Below are 19,144 nucleotides of genomic sequence, written 5' to 3' on the forward strand. Positions count from 1 at the left end.
TCCTTCGCTGAAAGCGGCAATCTGAAAGAAGATTGTTTTGCGCGACAAAGTCATTCGCATTGATAATTGTTGGAGAATAGCTAGAATGCCTCAGGAGGATAAATTTTTGCCAACCCAACGCTTCGCCAAGCGCCCTGCCGTTACCGCACTCGTGGTCTTGTGCTTGATTGCAATCATCGCTTGCCTGGTGATTACTGAAAAGACAAGATCAGGCGGCATGGATGGCCAAGCTGCGGTCGTGCCGGTTTCAGGCGGATTAAGGGGTTCAGCGTTTCCCTGGGAAAGAGCTCAGACCGGCGAGCAATCCAGCGGCGTTGAACAGGGATTGGATTCCGAAGCGCAAGCGATTTCAGCTGAAAAGTTGAATGTCGCTGACTGGATGACGGGAATGGACAAGCCCAAAAGCCCTGTTCATGAGATTTTTTCCAAATATAGCGCGAAGAGTGCCCACACCAATGCAGAAAAGGGTGAAATGATAAGCGGGCTCAGCTATTGCGCGAATCGCCGAACAGTTGGACAAGTTGCAGGAGCACAAAGATCTCGCGGTTCGGTGGATGATGCAAATAGTCTGTTGGATGTGCACCAGGACTATCTCAAGTATTGCGGCGGCCTCAATGATTCGGCTTTTTCGCTTCGCAAGAGCATTCTTGCAGAGTTGGCGGAGCGTGGTGATGCTGACGCAAGGATGTCGTACTTCGAGGCCGGCCCCCTCGGTCGGTGGCCGACGCCCAATGAGTACATACCATTAACGCAGGATGAGATAGCCAGCTGGAATAAGACGGCTGTGCAGTTTTTAGAACAGGCAACCAGGGAGGGTGATTCGCGATCCTACAAGACTCTTGCTTCGATGTATGGCGCGAGCAAAGATGATCCGATTTTAGGGAGCCTTTCCAATCAGAGCACTTCTTACGCATATGAATTGCTATGGATTTCATCGATTCAGAGCAATCGTGAAACGCCCAAGGAGTTGAAGGATAGTTTGAACAACTATATGAGCCATGTTATAAGCAAATTCACTCCAGAGCAAAAGCGCGAAGGAATGAAGAAAGCAGCTCAAATTCAGTCGAATCTAAAATGAAAAATGGAGGGCATTATGATTGCAAAAAATAAGTCTGTATTCTGGTTGGCTGTTGGTTTTTTTGCAGCCATGCTATGCGTAGCGGCTGACTATGGTTCATATTTATGCAGGGGTTGCGCAGCCCCAATGAATCCGATTGATGCCCGGCTTTTTATTTCGGTTTATGTAAATCCACGCGTCCCGTTATGGCAGGCCAATGATACCGTGACTATTTGTAATGGCGTGGAATGCGTGAAGTACCTGACACCGACTGCAGGTGCGACTACTTGGACTCCTATTGAGAAGAAGCCAGATTCCGGTCGAGGATATAGTGGTGAGGGCGTACCGGTCGGAAGATATTCTCCCCCGCCTGAAGGGCCCACACCAGTTTGGTATCCCTATCCGCCAGGTGGCAGTGATCCGGGGGGCGTTGTCATCGTCGGCCCCACGGAACCGTGGTGTCCGCCACATGATTTGATTAACTGCGTCTAGCCGATGAGGCTCTGAGCGTTGGGCAAACCGGCTCTGTTGCACAAACGCAGCCCGTCGAACTGACAGTCCGGGCCGGTCAATGAGCCCAAAGGGCGCAAACTGCGCTATGAGACGAGGAGTAGGCCGGCGTGCAACGCAGCGCTCAAGCGAGAAGGTCGGTAGCGCTTCCGATCCGGCCACCCGCGTAACGCGATGTTGCAGTGCGACATTTTTCCCTCGGAAGCGCGGCCCTGTCGGACGCGGCGGCGGCCCTGGGCGCACGGACCGGTAGGCGACAGACCTACACAAAACTGTGCGTTTTCGCACAGACCTGTCGGGTCCGGCGGCGCAAACTGGCTTCCATGCAGACGCAATCCGGCGCTGCAGTCCAGTTGAATCGATCCCAAGGAAGGAATCACTACCATGAACCGCAAACACCTCATCGCCATCGCCGCCATCGCCTTTGCCGGTGCCGCCTCCTCCGCCCCCGTGTCGCAAGAAGACCAGTTCGGCGCCCAGCCCGTCGAGCAAGGCCAGCCACTGACCCGCGCTGAAGTCGTGGCCGACCTGAACCTGTGGAACCGCGCCGGCCTGAACCAGTTCGAAGCCGCCGACCGCACGCCCGATGCCGATCCCGCCTACCAGATGCGCCTGGCCCAGTACCAGCGCGAACGCAGCGGCCCCGAGTACCTGGCCGAAGTCCAGCGCGTCGGCGGCGGCCACAACGTCGCCGGCATGGCCTCCAGCACCACGATGAACTGATGCCCCGCGCATCCCGGCGCGCCCAAGGCGCGCCACACCCCCGAGCCCCCGTGCGCGAAGCACCGGGGCTTTTTTCATGGGCGGCGCTTTTCACGCCGCCCTGGACCAACGCGTTCCCGCTGTGCGTTTACGCACATACCCGGCCCGGCGAAACACCGAAACTGGCAGTCAGGCAGGCACCCCGCGCTGCCCTTTGTCACCCCTGTTTTCAAGCCCAAGGAACGCACCCCATGAACACCCAGCACCTGATCGCCATTGCCACCATCGCCTTCGCCGGCGCCACGGTGTCCGCCGCCCACGCCGCGCCATCGCAGGAAGACCGTTTCGGCGACGAGCCCGTGGCCACCCGCAGCACGCTCACCCGTGCTGCGGTGGAGGCCGACACCCGCCTGTGGCAGCGCGCCGGGCTGGGCCAGGCCAACGAGGGCGACCGCTCCGAAGCTGTGGACGAAGCCAGCCCGCAGCGCCCGGCCGAATACCAGCGCCTGCGCAGCGGCAGCGCCTTCCAGGCCGAACTGCGCCGCGCCCAGGGCGCCCAGCCTGTGGCCGGCGCCGCGGCCAGCGAGACCAGCCACTGAACGGGCGTCGCGCTCCCGGCACGCCGCGGCGCGCGGCCGGTCAGGCCGCCGGCAGCGGCGGATGGGCGGGAAACTGCACGCTGAACCGGGCGCCCGGCGGCACCTGGCCGGGGTGCGCGTCTTCCAGCTGCACGGTGGCGCTGTGCTGGCGCGCGATCTCCAGCACGATCGGCAGGCCCAGGCCCGAGCCGTCCGCGTCGTTGCCCAGCACGCGGTAGAACGGGCGGAACACCAGCTCGCGCTCGGCCAGCGGCACGCCGGGGCCAGAATCTTCGACCTGCAGCAGCAGCACGTGGCCGAAGGTGTCGGCCAGCACCCGCGCAGTGATGACCCCCGGCGCCCCGGGCCGCGAGGGCGTGTAGTTGATCGCGTTGTCCAGCAGGTTGCGCGCCAGCTCCTTGAGCAGCGTGGGATTGCCCTCCATCCACACGCCGGGCGCACCGGGCTCGGCACCCTCGTACCCCAGGTCGATGTGCTTGTCCAGGGCGCGCGGCACGCAGTCGCGCACCACCTCGATCACCAGCCGCGCCAGGTCCACCGGCTGCCGCGCCAGGGCCGTTCCGCTGCCTTCCGCGCGGGCCAGGGCCAGCAGCTGGTTCACCGTGTGCGTGGCGCGGATGCTGGAGCGGCCGATCTGCTGCAGCGATCGCTTCAATTCCTCGGTGCTGGTGCCTTCGCGCTGCGCCAAGTCGGCTTGCATGCGCAGCCCGGCCAGCGGCGTCTTGAGCTGGTGGGCCGCATCGGCCAGAAAGCGCTTTTGCGTGGCCAGCGAATCGCTCAGCCGGCCGAGCAGGTCGTTCACCGAATCCACCAGCGGCGCCACCTCCAGCGGCACCGCCTTGTGGTCGAGCGGCGAAAGGTCGTCGGGCTTGCGGGCGCGGATGCGCTCCTCCAGCAGGCTCAAGGGCTGGATGCCGCGCGCCAGGGCCAGCCACACCAGCAGCACGGCCAGCGGCAGGATCACGAACTGCGGCAGCATCACGCCCTTGATGATTTCCGTGGCCAGCACGCTGCGCTTTTCGCGCGTTTCGGCCACCTGCACCAGCGCGGCCGGCGCGCCGGGCAACGGCACCCGGACCCAGATGGACGCCACGCGGATCTCGATGCCGCGCAGCTCGGCATCGCGCAGGCGCACCTCGCCCGAGAGCGGGCGCTCGTCCTCGGGTGCGGGCGGGCGCGGCAGGTCGCGCTCGCCCGATAGGAACTCGCCCGTGGGCGAGACCACCTGGTAGTAAACGATGTCGGATTCGTCGGCGCGCAGGATTTCGCTGGCCGGCTGCGGCAGGTTGAACTGCGCCTTGTCGCCCTGCACCGTGACCAGTTGCGCCAGGGCGTGGGCGTTGTACTCCAGCGCGCGGTCGAAGGGCTTGTTGGCCAGGCCCTGCGCCACCAGCCAGGTAAGCGCCAGGCTCACGGGCCACAGCAGCAGGAGCGGCGTGAGCATCCAGTCCAGGATCTCGCCGAAGAGGGAGCGCTGCTCGCGCTGGAAGATTTTCAAGACGGGACGCCGGTGGGGGAATTCAAGCCAAAAGGGCCGTCAGCGCAATCATCACTAAGGCATACCGCTATTAAATCAATAGCATTCAGGTGGCGATCTTCTCGAGGCAGTAGCCCAGGCCGCGCACCGTGGCGATGCGGATCGGGCCGCGCTCGATCTTCTTGCGCAGGCGGTGGATGTACACCTCGATGGCGTTGTTGCTCACCTCTTCGCCCCATTCGCACAGGCGCTCGACCAGTTGCTCCTTGGACACCAGCCGGCCGGCGCGCTGCAGCAGCACCTCCAGCAGACCCAGTTCGCGCGCCGACAGCTCCACCAGCTTGCCGTCGATGGTGGCCATGCGGCCGGCCTGGTCGTACACCAGCGGGCCGTGGCGGATGGCGCTGGTCGTGCCGCCCATGCCGCGCCGCGTGAGGGCGCGCACGCGCGCCTCGAGCTCCTGCAGGCTGAAGGGCTTGGCCATGTAGTCGTCGGCCCCGAAATCCAGGCCCTTCACGCGCTCTTCCACGCTGTCCGCGGCGGTGAGGATCAGCACCGGCAGGGCCGAGCCCCGTCCGCGCAGGCGCTTGAGCACTTCCAGCCCGTGCACGCGCGGCAGGCCCAGGTCCAGGATCAGCAGGTCGAACGCGTGGTTGGTCATCAGGGCCGCATCGGCTTCGCTGCCGCTGGACACGTGATCGACCGCCGCGCCGGAGCCGCGCAGGGTGCGCAGCAGCCCGTCGGCCAGCACCTGGTCGTCTTCGGCAATGAGGATGCGCATGGGGGTTGTCTCCTGGGAGCGCGGCCGGTGGCGGGGCCGCTGCATTGGAGACCGATTCTAGAGGCCCGCCCCGCCAGGCGGCGGGGGAGCGCGTGGGGGAAATCCCGCGCCGCGCCCTCCCCGCGCAGGTGGTGCTAAGCCGGCAGGGGCAGCGTGCGGCCGTGGGCGGCGAGGCGCCCGGCCGGCTGCGGCACCGACCGCGCGCGGGCCGCTACCGAAGACGCGGCGGCCGCCGTATGCGCCCCGGCGATCTTGAAGACCGACACCGCATCGACCAGTTGCTCGGCCTGCGACTTCAGGCTCGATGCCGCCGCCGCGCTTTCCTCGACCAGCGCGGCGTTTTGCTGCGTGACCTGGTCCATCTGCGCCACGGCCTCGCCCACCTGGCCGATGCCTTCGCTCTGCTCGCGCGTGGCGATGCTCATCTCCGCCACGATGGTGGCGACGCGCTGGATGGACTGCACCACTTCCTTCATCGTGTCGCCAGCGCGGTTGGCCTGCGCCGAGCCCTCGCCGACACGCTCCACGCTCGTGGCGATCAAGCCCTTGATCTCCTTGGCCGCATCGGCGCTGCGCTGGGCCAGCGTGCGCACCTCGGAGGCCACCACCGCGAAGCCGCGGCCTTGTTCGCCGGCGCGGGCGGCTTCCACCGCAGCGTTCAGCGCCAGGATGTTGGTCTGGAACGCGATGCCGTCCACCACGCCGATGATGTCGGCGATGCGCTGGGAGGCGGCGTCGATGCTCTTCATCGTCTCCACCATCACCTCCACCGCGTCGCCGCTGCGCTGCGCCACCGTGGACGCGTCCGCCGCCAGCTGGCTGGCCTTTTGGGCGCCGTCGGCGTTCTGGCGCACGGTGGAGCTCAGCTCCTCCATGGACGCGGCGGTCTCTTCCAGGGCCGAGGCCTGTTGTTCGGTGCGGGCCGACAGGTCCTGGTTGCCCTGCTCGATCTGCGAGCTGGCCGTGGCCACGCCCTCGGCGCTGCCGTGGACGGCACCGACCACGCTCGCCAGGCTGGCGCGCATGTCGCTCAGGGCCTGCATCAGCTGCGCGGATTCGTCCTTGCCGTGCACGGCGATGTCCATCGTCAGGTCGCCGGCGGCCACGCCCCGCGCCACTCCGACGGCCGAGGCCAGCGGCCGCGTGATGTGCCGCGTGATCCACCAGGCCAGCACCGAGGCGATCGCCACCGCAGCGATCAGCAGGGCCAGCAGCGTGGCCTGCGCACGGTGGAACGTGGCCACCGCATCGTCGTGCGCAGAGTCACCGCCGCGGCGATTCACGCGGGCCAGTTCGCCCAGCGTGGACGCCATGGCATCGAAGCCCTTTTCCGAATCGGTGAAGAAGATCCGCAGCGTTTCATCGTGCGCCTGCAGTGGCTGGTCCAGCATGCGGCGCTGCACCGCGAGGTACTGGTCGCGCTGGGCCTGATAGGCCTCGTAGCCCTTGCGCTCTTCGCCCGGATTGACCAGTGCCGCATACACGGCCTCGGCCTCCACCAGTTGCTGGCGCCGCACCTTGAGTTCTTCCTTGAGCTTGTTCAGGTTGCCCTGGTCCGTCGGCAGGAAGGCCTCGCTCTCTGTGCGCCGCAGGCGGTTGGCGGCGATGCGCACGTTGGCGATGGCCTCGATGCTGGGAAGCCAGTTGGTGGCCAGGTCTTCGGCGCTGGCGTTGATGCGGAGCATCTGGCCCCAGGCCATCCAGGCCAGGGCGACGGTGATCAGCGTGGTGATGCTGAAGGCGAGCGCCAGCTTGGCGCCGATGCGGAGGTTGTGCAGGTTCATGATAAAGACCATCTATTGCGTTTGGTATCTCGATTAACATTTAGACACCTTAGAACAGGCTTAAAAACCAGTTCCGCGACGCAAAAAATGACAAAAATGAGATGTCGCACTTATCATTTTTGCAGCTTTCAAGCCGACAGCCCGTCACCCCCCGCGTACGCTTCCAGCCCGATCGCAACCACCGTGGCGACCTCGTCGCCCACCTCCATGCGGAATTCCGCCTCCGCCTGCGCTACCGCATCGCGGAACGCCTGCAGCCACGCCAGGCCCGCAGCGGTGAAGCAGACCCGGCGCGCCCGGGCATCGCGTGGGTCCGGTTCCCGCACCACCAGGCCCCAGGCGGCGCACTGGTCCACCAGATCGGCCATCGACTGCTTAGTCATGCCGGCCCGCTGCGCCAGATCGGTCAGCCGGTCGCCATCCAGCGAAAGGTGGCGCGTGATGTGGACGTGCGCCGCACTCACCTGATCGCGCGCGGCGAGGTTGGAAAGCGCCAGCGGCACTTCCACGTTGTGGGCCATGAGTTCGAGCACCCGGGCATCGAACCGGCGCATGGCATGCCCGAGCAGGCGGCCCAGGTGGGTCTGGCGCCAGCCGTCGTCGAGGGGGGGAAAGGGTGGGGTTTCGGCCATGGCATATTGTCAGGGAAACTGACTTAAAACACCGTTTACGCGCCAAGACAGCTCGCATAAACTACTGTTCAAGCATCCAGCCTGTGACTACCCACAGCCGGACAGAGACACCCCAACCCATTGTTTTTCAAGGACTTTCCATGGACTTCGCCGTCAAGGGGACCCACCCCGCCCAGCCCGTCAACACCGAAAAGGCCAAGGCCCTCCAGGCCGCGCTGGCCCAGATCGAGAAGCAGTTCGGCAAGGGCACGATCATGCGCCTGGGCGAAGGCGAGGTGATCGAGGACATCCAGGTCGTCTCCACCGGCTCGCTGGGCCTGGATATCGCGCTGGGCGTGGGCGGCCTGCCCCGCGGCCGCGTGGTCGAGATCTACGGCCCGGAATCGTCCGGCAAGACCACGCTCACGCTGCAGGTGATCGCCGAGATGCAAAAGCAGGGCGGCCAGTGCGCCTTCGTCGATGCCGAACACGCGCTCGACGTGCAATACGCCCAGAAGCTCGGCGTGCAGCTGTCCGATCTGCTGATCAGCCAGCCCGACACCGGCGAGCAGGCCCTGGAGATCGTGGACAGCCTCGTGCGCTCGGGCGCCGTGGACCTGATCGTGATCGACTCGGTCGCCGCGCTCACCCCCAAGGCCGAAATCGAGGGCGAAATGGGCGATGCCCTGCCCGGCCTGCAGGCCCGCCTGATGAGCCAGGCGCTGCGCAAGCTCACCGCCACCATCAAGAAGACCAACTGCATGGTCATCTTCATCAACCAGATCCGCATGAAGATCGGCGTGATGTTCGGCAGCCCCGAAACCACCACGGGCGGCAACGCGCTCAAGTTCTACGCCTCGGTGCGCCTGGACATCCGCCGCACCGGCACGATCAAGAAGGGCGACGAGGCCGTGGGCAACGAAACCAAGGTCAAGGTCGTGAAGAACAAGGTCAGCCCGCCGTTCAAGACGGCCGAGTTCGACATCCTGTTCGGCGAGGGCATCAGCCGCGAGGGCGAGATCATCGACATGGGCGTGAACGCGAAGATCATCGAAAAGAGCGGCGCCTGGTACGCCTACAACGGCGAGAAGATCGGCCAGGGCCGCGACAACTCGCGGGAGTTCCTGCGCGAGAACGCCGACCTCGCCCGCGAGATCGAGAACAAGGTGCGCGAGAGCCTGGGCATCGCCCTGCTGCCCGCCAACCTGGAAGCCCCCGCCGCCGCCCCGGCCAAGGAAGCGGCCGAGAAGTAAGCCCTGGCCGATTGCAGGCCATGCCCGGCTCCAGCGCTTGATTGACAGGCGCTGGACGCTTCCACTTTCATAGCATCATGGGATTTGCGACGCTTTCGCTCAAGGGCCGGGCGCTGCGCCTGCTGGCACAGCGCGAACACTCCCGCGCCGAACTGGCCACCAAGCTCGCCCGCCACGTGCAGGAGGGCGACGACCTGAACGCCGTGCTCGACGACCTGCAGGCCAAGGATTTCATCAGCGCGCAGCGGGTGGCCGATTCGGTGGTGAACCGCCGCGCCGCCCGCCTGGGCACGCAGCGCCTGGTGCAGGAGTTGCGCGGCAAGGGGCTGGACGACGCCCTGGTGCGCGCCACCGCAGAGCGCCTTCGCGCCACCGAACTGGAGCGCGCACAGGCCGTGTGGCGCCAGCGCTTCGGCGCCCCGGGCGAGACGCCGCAGGAGCGCGCGCGCCAGATGCGCTTCATGGCCGCGCGGGGCTTTGCCGGCGACATCGTGCGCCGCGTGGTGCGGGGCGACGGCAGCGGGGACGACGACGGCGATTGATGGCGCTGATTCCGGGCCCGTGCCGATCCTGGGCCCGCGAGGCCGGCCGGCTCAGTCCAGCAGCCGTTCCGGGTTGGCGTCGATCTTGGCCAGCGCGTCGCGCGTGGCCCGCATCGTGAGCGCTTCCTCTTCCTGCGCCACCAGCAGGCCGGACTGCAGGTAGGCGCCCAGGCGCTTGAGCTGCAGCAGGTAGCTGCTGCCATCGGGCGCGGCGAACAGGTGCAGCTGCTTGCGCTGGCTTTGCCACACGTACTGCACCTGCGCCGACGCGCCGTTGTGGTCCAGCGTGAACCAGGCGCCGGGCTGCAGCTCCTGCGCCCAGGCCACCATGCCCGGCTCCACGGGCGCGCCGTTGTCGGCGATCACGTGGATGGACGAGGCATCGATGCCCAGCATCAGTTCGATGTTGTCGGCGTTGAGCGGCATTTCGCCCAGCGTCGCATCGCTGATGTAGTCCTCCAGATTGGCCAGGCGGCGCGCCATCGCATCGATGTGCGCCTGCGGGATCGAGGCCGTCTTGGACAGGAAGGCATCGGCCAGCGTGTCGGTCAGCACCTTCACCTGCGCATCCTGCTCCGGCCCGTTCACGCCGAGCAGCGCCAGGCCCTGGCGCAGGTGCTGCAGCAGCGGCGGCAGGCTCTGGATGACCTTGGCGCGATCCGCCCGGTGGGGCTTGGCGCTGGCGGCCCAGACCAAGTCGGCCGCGGTGCGCTTGAGCGCGACGGTGTCCGGGTGCTGCGCGCCGTCGCGCACCGCCGACATGGCCAGCACCTCGGCCCAGGTCTTGAAGAGGAAATCGCGGATCTCCTCGCGCACCGGCATGTCCCGCAGCATGGTGCGCAGCTCGATCGTGTACTGGATGGCCAGCGTCTCGCGCTGCTCCACCTGCTGCGCCACGCTGACGAGCTTGGAGGTGGCCTGCTTGGCCGTGAGGAACTTGGCCAGGAATTTCTCGAACTCGTCATAGACGAGCTGGAACACGCGCTGCCCGGTTTCGGGGTACTGCTCGATCACCTGCACCACGCGGCGGATCTCACCCTCCAGCGCGCTGCCGTTGATGGCGGTGGCGTCGAACCCCATCACCACGCCGCCCAGGCGGTCGATCAGGCGGCGTGCCGGGTGGGCGACGTCGCTGAAGAATTCGGGTTCGGCCAGCGCCACGCGCAGCACCGGCACCTGCAGCCGCGCGAACCACACGCGCACGGCCGGCGGAATGCGGTCTTCGCTCAGGATGCTCTGGAACATCAGCGCCACCACCTCGATGATGGCTTTTTCGCCGGGGGTGGAGGCCTTGGCCTTCAGTTCGGTGGACCGCTCGCGCACCGCGCCCACCAGCTGCACCACGGCGGCCGGGCTGTAGTCCTCGACCAGCGTGGCCACGCCGCTGTAGTACGTCTGCGCCTGCGCCCGGTGGGCCGACAGGGCCTGCGCCAGCGCGGCGGAGGCCGGCGGCGCGTTCACCATGTCGAAGCCCGTGGCGGGCTGCACCAGCAGGCGGCGCAACTGGCCCATCACGCCCTGGGCCCGCTGGCGCGCGCGCGCCAGCGGCGTCATGAACGCTTGCATGCCGGCACCGAAGGCCGTTCCCTGCGCGCCCATGCGCCCGGGCGCCGGCATGCCGCCCTGGGACGGCATGCCGTGCATGCTCGCCTGGGCGGACTCCCGGGCGAAGGCCTGGGCCGATTGCTGCAGGGCCTGCGACGCCAGGCCCGCGGGGGAGGACGAGCCCCCCGCCGTGCGGCGCACCTTGGAGCGCAGGTCGTTGTCGGGCTTCACGCCCTGCTCGGTGCAGAACGCGTTGACGGCCTGGTATTCGCGCAAGACCAGCTCGCCCAGCTGGCGCTGCAGTGGGTCGATGGCGGTCTGCAGGTCGCCCCGCTCCATGCCGGCCTCGACCCACTGGTCGACGAACAGCAGGCAGACCGTTTCGGGGCGCAGGATGTCGCGGCCGTCCAGCTCCTGGCCTTCCAGGTGCTGAATGAACTGCCGCAGGGTGTCGAAGGCGTTGCCCGTGTGCTCCATCACCGTGAGCGCTATGCGCGAGGCGATGATCTGGTTCTCGACGACGTCGTCGCTGAGCAGTTCGAACCCGCCCCCGGCGGGCAGCGCCCCCCGGGTGGTGCTGACCAGGGGCAGCATGGCATCGGACAGGGCGCGGGTGCAGCCGCCGATCCAGGCCTGGTGGCGCTGCTGGTAGCGCATCCACAGGTCGCGGCGCGTCTGCATCTCGCGCTGCGTGGCCGTCAGGCCCATGAGCTGAGTCAGGAAATCCTGCAGTTCGTTGTCGAGGCCGGGCAGCCCCGCCACCAGACCCTCCACGAACCGCTGCCGGGCCAGGCGGGCCAGGCGCCGGGGCGCGGTGGGGGGGCGGAGTTCTTCCATACGCCGTCGATTATGGGGCGCCCCGGGGCGTCGCGGTCAGACCGCTGCGCCGGCGTTCGGATCGTTCGGGTCGCCGTCCTTCTTGGGCGGCGCCTTCACCAGGTCTTCGCGCTTGACGCCCAGCCACATGGCGATGGCGGCGGCCACGAACACCGACGAATAGATGCCGAACAGAATCCCGATGGTCAGCGCCAGCGCGAAGTAGTGCAGGCTGGGGCCGCCGAAGAAGAACATCGACAGCACCACGGCCTCCGTGGAGGCATGGGTGATGATCGTGCGGCTCATGGTGCTGGTGATCGCGTGGTCGATGACCTCGTGCGTGCTCATCTTGCGGTACTTGCGGAAGGCCTCGCGGATCCGGTCGAAGATCACGACCGACTCGTTCACCGAGTAGCCCAGCACGGCCAGCACCCCCGCCAGCACCGCCAGCGAGAACTCCCACTGGAAGAACGCGAAGAAGCCCAGGATGATCACCACGTCGTGCAGGTTGGCGATCACCGCCGCCACGCCGAACTTCCACTCGAAGCGGAACGCCAAGTAGATCACGATGCCGATCACCACCATGCCCAGTGCCATCAGGCCGCCGTGCACCAGTTCCTCGCCCACCTGCGGGCCCACGAACTCGGTGCGGCGCAGCGTGACGTCGGGGTCGGCCGCCTTGAGGGCGCCCAGGACCTGCTCGCTTTGCTGCGCGGAGGTCACGCCCTTTTGCACCGGCAGGCGGATCATCACGTCGCGCGCCGTGCCGAAGTTCTGCACGGTCACGTCGGAGTAACCCAGGCCGGACACAGTGCTGCGGACCTTGCCGATGTCGGCGCTCTGCGTATAGGCCACTTCCATGACCGTGCCACCGGTGAACTCCACCGACAGGTGCAGGCCCCGCGTGATCAGGAAGAACACGGCCAGCGCGAAGGTGATGAAGGAGATCGCGTTGAGAACCAACGCGTACTTCATGAACGGGATATCTTTTCGGATGCGGAAGAATTCCATGGTCCCTCTCCTTCAGTTGGACTTGACCACGGCGGACGTGGTGCTGTCGGGTTCGGGCTTCCACACCTGTCCGATGGACACGCTCTTGAGCTTCTTCTTGCGGCCATACCAGAGGTTGACCAGGCCGCGCGAGAAGAACACGGCCGAGAACATGCTGGTCAGGATGCCGATGCAGTGCACCACGGCGAAGCCGCGCACCGGGCCGGAGCCGAAGGCCAGCAGCGCGAGACCTGCGATCAGCGTGGTCACGTTCGAGTCGAGAATCGTCGCCCAGGCGCGCTCGTAGCCCGCGTGGATGGCCGCCTGCGGCGACACGCCGGCGCGCAGTTCCTCGCGGATGCGCTCGTTGATCAGCACATTGGAGTCGATGGCCACGCCCAGCGCCAGCGCCATGGCGGCGATGCCGGGCAGGGTCAGGGTGGCCTGCAGCATCGACAGGATGGCCAGCAGCATCAGCACGTTCACCGACAGCGCGATGGACGAGATCACGCCGAACAGCGCGTAGTAGATGCACATGAAGACCGAGATCGCCACGAAGCCCCACACCACGCTGTGGATGCCGCGCTCGATGTTGTCGGCGCCCAGGCTCGGGCCGATGGTGTACTCCTCGATGATGTCCATGGGCGCGGCCAGCGAGCCGGCGCGCAGCAGCAGCGAGGTGTCGTTGGCCTCGGCCGTGGTCATGCGCCCGGAGATCTGCACCCGGCCGCCACTGATCTCGCTGCGGATCACGGGGGCCGTGACCACTTCGCCCTTGCCCTTTTCGAACAGAACGATGGCCATGCGCTTGCCCACGTTCTCGCGGGTGATGTCCTTGAAGATGCGGGCGCCCTTGGCGTCGAGCGTGAGGTTGACCGTGGGCTCCTGCGTCTGGCCGTCGAAGCCGGGCTGCGCGTCGGTGAGGTTCTCGCCCGTGAGGATGACCTGCTTCTTGACGATGATGGACTGACCGTTGCGGTCCAGGTACTTTTCGTCGCCGAAGGGCACGGGGCCGGAGCCCAGCTCGGCCGAGCGCGCCTCGGCGCTTTCGTCGACCATGCGCACTTCCAGCGTGGCCGTGCGGCCCAGGATGTCCTTGGCCTTGGCGGTGTCCTGCACGCCGGGCAGCTGCACCACGATGCGGTCCAGGCCCTGCTGCTGGATCACGGGCTCGGCCACGCCGAGTTCGTTGATCCGGTTGTGCAGCGTGGTCATGTTCTGCTTGAGCGCCTGGTCCTGCACCTTGCGCAGCGCCTCGGGCTTGATGGTGGCGCGCACGCGCACGCCCTGGCCGTCGGGGCTGCTGGTGGCCACCAGGTCGGGGAACTGGTCGGTGATCACGTTGCGCGTGGCCGTGGCGGTCGCCTCGTCGCGCAGGCGGATGTCCACCGCCTGGCCGTCGCGGCTGATGCCGCCGTGGCGGATGTTCTTGTCGCGCAGCGTGGTGCGCAGGTCGCCGGCGAGCGATTCGGCCTTCTTGGTGAGGGCCGCCTGCATGTCCACCTGCAGCATGAAGTGCACGCCGCCGCGCAGGTCCAGCCCCAGGTACATGGGGCGCGCATGCAGCGCGCTGAGCCAGTCGGGGGAGCGCGAGACGAGGTTCAGCGCGACGATGTACGGCGGATCGGCCGGATCGGGCACCAGGGCCTTCTGGATCGCGTCCTTGGCCTTGAGCTGGCTGTCAGGCGAGTCGAAGCGCGCGCGCACCGAATTGCCATCGAAGCTCACGGCATCGGGCACGACGCCCGCAGCCTTCAGGGCCTCTTCGACGCGGCGCTGCACGGCGGCATCGACCTTCAGCGTCGCCTTGGCCGACGACACCTGCACGGCAGGGGCCTCGCCAAAGAAATTGGGCAGGGTGTACAGGGCCCCCACCAGCAGCGCGATCACGAGGATCGCGTACTTCCAGACCGGGTAACGGTTCATGATCGCGCTCTTAACTCTCAGGTCGCGGCACAGGCCCGCAGGGCCGGCCGCCAGATCGGAACGGCTCGCGCCATCGCTTGGACTTACTTGACCGTGCCCTTGGGCAGGACCTGCGCCACGGCGCTGCGCTGGATCTGCACTTCCACGCCGGAGGCGATCTCGATGTGCAGGAAGCCTTCGGACAGGCGCGTGACCCGGCCGACGATGCCGCCGGCGGTGGCCACCTCATCGCCCTTGGCGATGGCCTCGATCATGTTGCGATGCTCTTTCTGGCGCTTCATCTGGGGGCGGATCATGACGAAGTACAGGACCACGAACATCAGCACCAGCGGGAGCATGCCCGTCAGGGAGGACATGATGTCGCTGCCACCGGCGGCGGCGGCAGGGGCGGTCTGGGCGAAAGCGGAAGAGATAAACACGGCAACAGGCTCCATTCAAATGGATGGTCGTTTCAGACACCCGCCCACGGCGCGACGCAGCGCCAGCCGGGAGGGCAACAGGCGATTGTATGCGGCGCCCCCTGGCAAAGCCCATGCCAAAACCCGCGTCCGCGGGGGTCTTGGCGTGGCAAGGCCGGCCCAAGGGCCGGCCTTCGATGGGGCATGAAAACACCGCTCAGCACAATAACCACTAGGGCATATTGCTATATTTTCAATAGCACCTTATTTCCCCCTCACATGCCGGGGAAAGGGGCTCTCGCCCCCTCAGGCCGTCTGGCGCAGCACCTCCTGCGGGTGGCGCCACTGGTTCATCAGCACCGCCCACTTGGCGCGGGCGGCCTTCAGGTGGCGCTCCTTCACGTGGCCGTAGCCCCGGATGTCCTCGGGAATGCGGGCGATGTCGGCGGCCAGCGGCAGGTTGTCGGCGGTCAGGCCGGTCAGCAGCTCGTCGATGCAGGCGCGGTACTCGGCGATCAGGGCGCGCTCGGTGCGGCGCTCCTCGGTGCGGCCGAACGGATCGAGCGCCGTGCCACGCAGGCCCTTGAGCCTGGCGAGCACGCCGAAGGCCTTGCGCATCCACGGGCCGAAGGGCTGCTTGAGCAGTTCGCCCTTGTCGTTCTTCTTCGCGGTCAGCGGGGGCGCCAGATGGTGCACCAGCTTGTAGTCGCCTTCGAACATGCCCTCGATCTTGGCGGTGAACGCCGCGTCGGTGTGCAGGCGCGCGACCTCGTACTCGTCCTTGTACGCCATGAGCTTGAACAGGTAGCGGGCCACGGCCTCGGACAGACGCGTGCCCTTGCCGCCCGTGCGCGCCTCGGCGGCCTGCACCTTCTCCACGAAGGCCTTGTACTCGGCCGCATAGGCCGCGTTCTGGTAGCCCGTGAGGAACTGCTCGCGCTTGGCCACCACTTCCGCCAGGCCCGGCTTCTTGACGAACTGGATCACCTGCGCGGCCTTGAACAGGGCCTGCACCGCGGCCAGGTCGTGCGCGCAGCGGCGGCCCCATTCGAAGGCGGCCTTGTTGTTGTCCACCTGCACGCCGTTCAGTTCCATGGCGCGCATGAGCGCGGCATGCGACAGCGGCACGCGGCCCTTTTGCCAGGTGTAGCCCAGCATCAGGGGGTTGGTGTAGATGCTGTCGCCCAGCATCTGCATGGCGACCTCCTCGGCATCGAAGCTGGCCAGCAGGTCCTCGCCCACGGCGGAGGCGATGGCCGTGTCGCAATCAGTGCCCGGAAACTGCCAGTCGGGGTTGTGCACGAACGACGCGGTGGGCGAGCCGTGGGTGTTGAGCGCCACGAAGGTGCGGCCCGGCTGCATCGCGGCCATGGTGGTCTTGTGCGAGGCGACGATGGAGTCGCAGCCGATGATGAGGTCGGCCTTGGCCGTGTCCACCTTGGTGGTGTAGATGGCGTCCGGCCGGTTGGCGATCTGGATGTGGCTCCAGGTCGCGCCGCCCTTTTGCGCCAGGCCCGCCGCGTCCTGCGTGATGACGCCCTTGCCTTCCAGGTGCGCCGCCATGCCCAGCAGCGAGCCGATGGTGATCACGCCCGTGCCGCCCACGCCGGCCACGACGATGCCCCAGGCGCTCTCGGCCACGGGCAGCACCGGCTCGGGAATGGGGGGCATCGCGGAGAGGTCGCCCTTCTTTTCCTTCTTGGGTTTTTTCAGCGTGCCGCCCTCGACGGTGACGAAGCTCGGGCAAAAGCCCTTCACGCACGAGTAGTCCTTGTTGCAGGTGCTCTGGTTGATGCGGCGCTTGCGGCCAAACTCGGTCTCCAGCGGCTCCACCGACAGGCAGTTCGATTGCACCGAGCAGTCGCCGCAGCCCTCGCACACCAGCTCGTTGATGACCACGGTCTTGTTGGGCGTGGCCAGGGTGCCGCGCTTCCTGCGGCGGCGCTTTTCGGTCGCGCAGGTCTGGTCGTAGATGATGGCCGTGCAGCCGGGGATCTCGCGGAACTCGCGCTGGATCCGGTCCAGCTCGTCGCGGTGGTGCACCGTCACGCCCTCGGCCAGCGCCACGCCGTCGTACTTGGCCGGCTCGTCGGTCACGATCACCAGCCTGGCGATGCCCTCGGCCTTCAGGCTGGCCATGATCTGCAGCACCGAGTGCCCCTCGGGCCGCTCGCCCACCTGCTGGCCGCCCGTCATGGCGACGGCGTCGTTGTAGAGCACCTTGTAGGTGATGTTGGTGCCCGCCGCGATGCTCTGGCGGATGGCCAGCAGCCCGCTGTGGAAGTAGGTGCCGTCGCCCAGGTTGGCGAACACGTGCTTTTCCGTGGTGAAGGGCTGCTGGCCCACCCAGGTCACGCCCTCGCCGCCCATCTGCGTGAAGGTGGACGTGTTGCGGTCGGGCATCCAGTTGACCATGTAGTGGCAGCCGATGCCGGCCACCGCGCGCGAGCCTTCGGGCACGCGGGTGCTGGTGTTGTGCGGGCAGCCGCTGCAGAACCACGGCGTGCGGTCGCCCGTGTCCACCTTGGATTCGGCCAGGCCGCGCTCGCGCGCATCGATCACCGACAGGCGGGCGTCCATGCGGGCCACGATGTCGGCCGGCACGCCCAGCTTTTTGAGGCGTTTGGCGATGGCGCGCGCGATGATGGCGGGCGTGAGGTCCGCCTTGGGGCGCAGCAGCCAGTTCTGGCTCGGGTTGGGCATGCTCCACTCGCCGCCGGAGTTGTCGCCCTCCACCTCGTCGAACTTGCCCAGCACATTGGGGCGCACGTCGGCACGCCAGTTGTAGAGCTCTTCCTTGATCTGGTATTCGATGACCTGGCGCTTTTCCTCCACCACCAGGATCTCCTGCAGCCCTTGCGCGAAGTCGCGGGTGATGGTGGCCTCCAGCGGCCACACCACGTTCACCTTGTGCAGGCGGATGCCCAGCTGGCGGCAGACGTCGTCCTCCAGCCCCAGGTCGATGAGCGCCTGGCGCGTGTCGTTGTACGCCTTGCCGCTCGCGATGATGCCGAAGCGGTCCTGCGGGCCCTGGATCACGTTGTAGTTCAGCTTGTTGGCGCGGATGTACGCCAGCGCCGCATACCACTTGTAGTCCATGAGGCGCGCCTCCTGCTCCAGCGGCGCGTCAGGCCAGCGGATGTGCAGGCCGCCGGGCGGCATGGCGAAGTCCTCGGGCAGGACGATCTTCACCCGGTCCGGGTCCACCGAGATGCTGCTGGAGGACTCCACCACCTCCTGGATGGTCTTCATGCCCGACCACACGCCCGAAAAGCGGCTCATGGCGAAGGCGTGCAGGCCCATGTCCAGGATGTCCTGCACGCTGCTGGGGAAAAACACCGGCAGGCCGCAGGCCTTGAAGATGTGGTCGCTCTGGTGGGGCGCGGTGCTGCTCTTGCTGATGTGGTCGTCGCCCGCGATGGCGATCACGCCGCCGTGCCTGGAGGTGCCGGCCATGTTGGCGTGCTTGAACACGTCCGAGCACCGGTCCACGCCCGGGCCCTTGCCGTACCAGATGCCGAACACGCCGTCGTATTTCTTCGTCGTGGGGTACAGGTCGAGCTGCTGCGTGCCCCACACGGCGGTGGCGCCCAGCTCTTCGTTCACGCCGGGCTGAAACACGATGTGGTTCTTGGCCAGGTGCTTCTTGGCCGACCACAGCGCCTGGTCATAGGTGCCCAGCGGGCTGCCGCGGTAGCCGCTGATGAAGCCGGCGGTGTTCAGGCCCGCGATCGCATCGCGCTGGCGCTGCAGCATGGGCAGGCGCACCAGGGCCTGCACGCCGCTCATGAAGGCACGGCCTTGATCTAGGGCGTATTTGTCTTCGAGCGTGACCGTTTCAATCGCGCGGCGGATGTGCTCGGGCAGGGGGGCGTTCACAGTGCACCCCCTTCGCCAGCACGCTCGAAGCCAAATCCGCAGCGTGCGGCTGCGCCGCCCCCCACGTACTTGTGGCGCAACCCGCGTTGCGGGTTGTCTTCCAGCGTGACCGTTTCAATGGCGCGGCGAATGGGCTCGGGCAGGGGGGCGTTCATCGGGGGAATCTCCAGTGGGGTCGTTGGCCGTCGCCTCGTGAGCGCGGTTTCAGCGGGGCGCCCTGGGCTCGGACGCACCGCCTTGTCAGGGCAGTGTAGGCAGGACGGCCGGATATGTC

Annotated in this window: 15 protein-coding genes; 5 read left to right on the forward strand and 10 right to left on the reverse strand. The window is 66.8% G+C overall.

Annotated features, from left to right (window positions below):
* Positions 1–37 precede the first annotated feature (37 nt).
* The 3 genes from AVMA1855_RS02320 to AVMA1855_RS02330 all read left to right on the forward strand — a co-directional run bounded on the left by AVMA1855_RS02320 (position 38) and on the right by AVMA1855_RS02330 (position 2,868).
* A complete protein-coding gene (locus AVMA1855_RS02320) occupies positions 38–1,078 on the forward strand; it encodes a hypothetical protein (protein ID WP_284424442.1) in 1,041 nt (346 codons plus the stop codon).
* A gap of 873 nt (positions 1,079–1,951) precedes the next feature.
* Positions 1,952–2,290 carry a DUF4148 domain-containing protein gene (locus tag AVMA1855_RS02325; RefSeq protein ID WP_284424443.1) on the forward strand — a complete coding sequence of 113 codons (339 nt, stop codon included), beginning with the start codon at positions 1,952–1,954 and terminating at the stop codon, positions 2,288–2,290.
* A 230-nt stretch (positions 2,291–2,520) separates the two neighbouring features.
* Complete coding sequence (locus tag AVMA1855_RS02330; protein ID WP_284424444.1) at positions 2,521–2,868, forward strand: DUF4148 domain-containing protein; 348 nt, start codon at positions 2,521–2,523, stop codon at positions 2,866–2,868.
* Between the two features lie 40 nt (positions 2,869–2,908).
* Here the strand turns inward: AVMA1855_RS02330 and AVMA1855_RS02335 are convergent, their stop codons facing one another.
* From AVMA1855_RS02335 to AVMA1855_RS02350, 4 genes are all read right to left on the reverse strand, one after another.
* The gene (locus AVMA1855_RS02335; RefSeq protein WP_284400769.1) at positions 2,909–4,366 is read right to left on the reverse strand and encodes a sensor histidine kinase; all 1,458 of its coding nucleotides are present in this window, start codon (positions 4,364–4,366) and stop codon (positions 2,909–2,911) included.
* Between the two features lie 85 nt (positions 4,367–4,451).
* Positions 4,452–5,126 (reverse strand): response regulator, encoded by a 675-nt coding sequence (locus AVMA1855_RS02340; RefSeq protein WP_272566607.1) that lies wholly within the window; start codon positions 5,124–5,126, stop codon positions 4,452–4,454.
* A 134-nt stretch (positions 5,127–5,260) separates the two neighbouring features.
* The gene (locus tag AVMA1855_RS02345; protein ID WP_284424445.1) at positions 5,261–6,910 is read right to left on the reverse strand and encodes a methyl-accepting chemotaxis protein; all 1,650 of its coding nucleotides are present in this window, start codon (positions 6,908–6,910) and stop codon (positions 5,261–5,263) included.
* Positions 6,911–7,038: 128 nt separating this feature from the next.
* Positions 7,039–7,542, reverse strand: a complete 504-nt coding sequence (locus AVMA1855_RS02350) for a MarR family winged helix-turn-helix transcriptional regulator (protein ID WP_284424446.1) — start codon at positions 7,540–7,542, stop codon at positions 7,039–7,041.
* 140 nt (positions 7,543–7,682) lie between these two features.
* Between AVMA1855_RS02350 and recA the strand changes: the two genes are divergently transcribed.
* Complete coding sequence (recA, locus tag AVMA1855_RS02355; RefSeq protein WP_284424447.1) at positions 7,683–8,774, forward strand: recombinase RecA; 1,092 nt, start codon at positions 7,683–7,685, stop codon at positions 8,772–8,774.
* 77 nt (positions 8,775–8,851) lie between these two features.
* Positions 8,852–9,316 carry a recombination regulator RecX gene (gene recX / locus AVMA1855_RS02360; protein WP_284424448.1) on the forward strand — a complete coding sequence of 155 codons (465 nt, stop codon included), beginning with the start codon at positions 8,852–8,854 and terminating at the stop codon, positions 9,314–9,316.
* Between the two features lie 51 nt (positions 9,317–9,367).
* Here the strand turns inward: recX and AVMA1855_RS02365 are convergent, their stop codons facing one another.
* The 6 genes from AVMA1855_RS02365 to AVMA1855_RS02390 all read right to left on the reverse strand — a co-directional run bounded on the left by AVMA1855_RS02365 (position 9,368) and on the right by AVMA1855_RS02390 (position 19,025).
* Entirely contained in the window at positions 9,368–11,698 is a 2,331-nt protein-coding gene (locus AVMA1855_RS02365; protein WP_284424449.1) for a DUF1631 family protein, read from the reverse strand.
* 36 nt (positions 11,699–11,734) lie between these two features.
* Positions 11,735–12,688 (reverse strand): protein translocase subunit SecF, encoded by a 954-nt coding sequence (gene secF, locus AVMA1855_RS02370; protein WP_272566599.1) that lies wholly within the window; start codon positions 12,686–12,688, stop codon positions 11,735–11,737.
* A 12-nt stretch (positions 12,689–12,700) separates the two neighbouring features.
* Positions 12,701–14,593 (reverse strand): protein translocase subunit SecD, encoded by a 1,893-nt coding sequence (secD, locus tag AVMA1855_RS02375; RefSeq protein ID WP_272566597.1) that lies wholly within the window; start codon positions 14,591–14,593, stop codon positions 12,701–12,703.
* 83 nt (positions 14,594–14,676) lie between these two features.
* The gene (gene yajC / locus AVMA1855_RS02380) at positions 14,677–15,012 is read right to left on the reverse strand and encodes a preprotein translocase subunit YajC (RefSeq protein WP_284400752.1); all 336 of its coding nucleotides are present in this window, start codon (positions 15,010–15,012) and stop codon (positions 14,677–14,679) included.
* Between the two features lie 285 nt (positions 15,013–15,297).
* Positions 15,298–18,870, reverse strand: a complete 3,573-nt coding sequence (locus tag AVMA1855_RS02385) for an indolepyruvate ferredoxin oxidoreductase family protein (RefSeq protein ID WP_284424450.1) — start codon at positions 18,868–18,870, stop codon at positions 15,298–15,300.
* Positions 18,867–19,025, reverse strand: a complete 159-nt coding sequence (locus tag AVMA1855_RS02390) for a hypothetical protein (protein WP_284424451.1) — start codon at positions 19,023–19,025, stop codon at positions 18,867–18,869. Before AVMA1855_RS02390 ends, AVMA1855_RS02385 begins: the two co-directional genes overlap by 4 nt.
* Positions 19,026–19,144 lie beyond the last annotated feature (119 nt).

The organism is Acidovorax sp. SUPP1855 (genome assembly GCF_030158955.1).
Lineage (GTDB): Bacteria > Pseudomonadota > Gammaproteobacteria > Burkholderiales > Burkholderiaceae_C > Paracidovorax.

What these genes read in the sequence shown, in the direction of transcription:
- secF (WP_272566599.1), bottom strand. Translation starts at nt 12,688, where the DNA reads ATGGAATTCTTCCGCATCCGAAAAGATATCCCGTTCATGAAGTACGCG.
- secD (WP_272566597.1), bottom strand. Translation starts at nt 14,593, where the DNA reads ATGAACCGTTACCCGGTCTGGAAGTACGCGATCCTCGTGATCGCGCTG.
- recX (WP_284424448.1), top strand. Translation starts at nt 8,852, where the DNA reads ATGGGATTTGCGACGCTTTCGCTCAAGGGCCGGGCGCTGCGCCTGCTG.
- AVMA1855_RS02340 (WP_272566607.1), bottom strand. Translation starts at nt 5,126, where the DNA reads ATGCGCATCCTCATTGCCGAAGACGACCAGGTGCTGGCCGACGGGCTG.
- recA (WP_284424447.1), top strand. Translation starts at nt 7,683, where the DNA reads ATGGACTTCGCCGTCAAGGGGACCCACCCCGCCCAGCCCGTCAACACC.
- AVMA1855_RS02345 (WP_284424445.1), bottom strand. Translation starts at nt 6,910, where the DNA reads ATGAACCTGCACAACCTCCGCATCGGCGCCAAGCTGGCGCTCGCCTTC.
- AVMA1855_RS02330 (WP_284424444.1), top strand. Translation starts at nt 2,521, where the DNA reads ATGAACACCCAGCACCTGATCGCCATTGCCACCATCGCCTTCGCCGGC.
- AVMA1855_RS02390 (WP_284424451.1), bottom strand. Translation starts at nt 19,025, where the DNA reads ATGAACGCCCCCCTGCCCGAGCCCATTCGCCGCGCCATTGAAACGGTC.
- AVMA1855_RS02325 (WP_284424443.1), top strand. Translation starts at nt 1,952, where the DNA reads ATGAACCGCAAACACCTCATCGCCATCGCCGCCATCGCCTTTGCCGGT.
- AVMA1855_RS02365 (WP_284424449.1), bottom strand. Translation starts at nt 11,698, where the DNA reads ATGGAAGAACTCCGCCCCCCCACCGCGCCCCGGCGCCTGGCCCGCCTG.
- AVMA1855_RS02350 (WP_284424446.1), bottom strand. Translation starts at nt 7,542, where the DNA reads ATGGCCGAAACCCCACCCTTTCCCCCCCTCGACGACGGCTGGCGCCAG.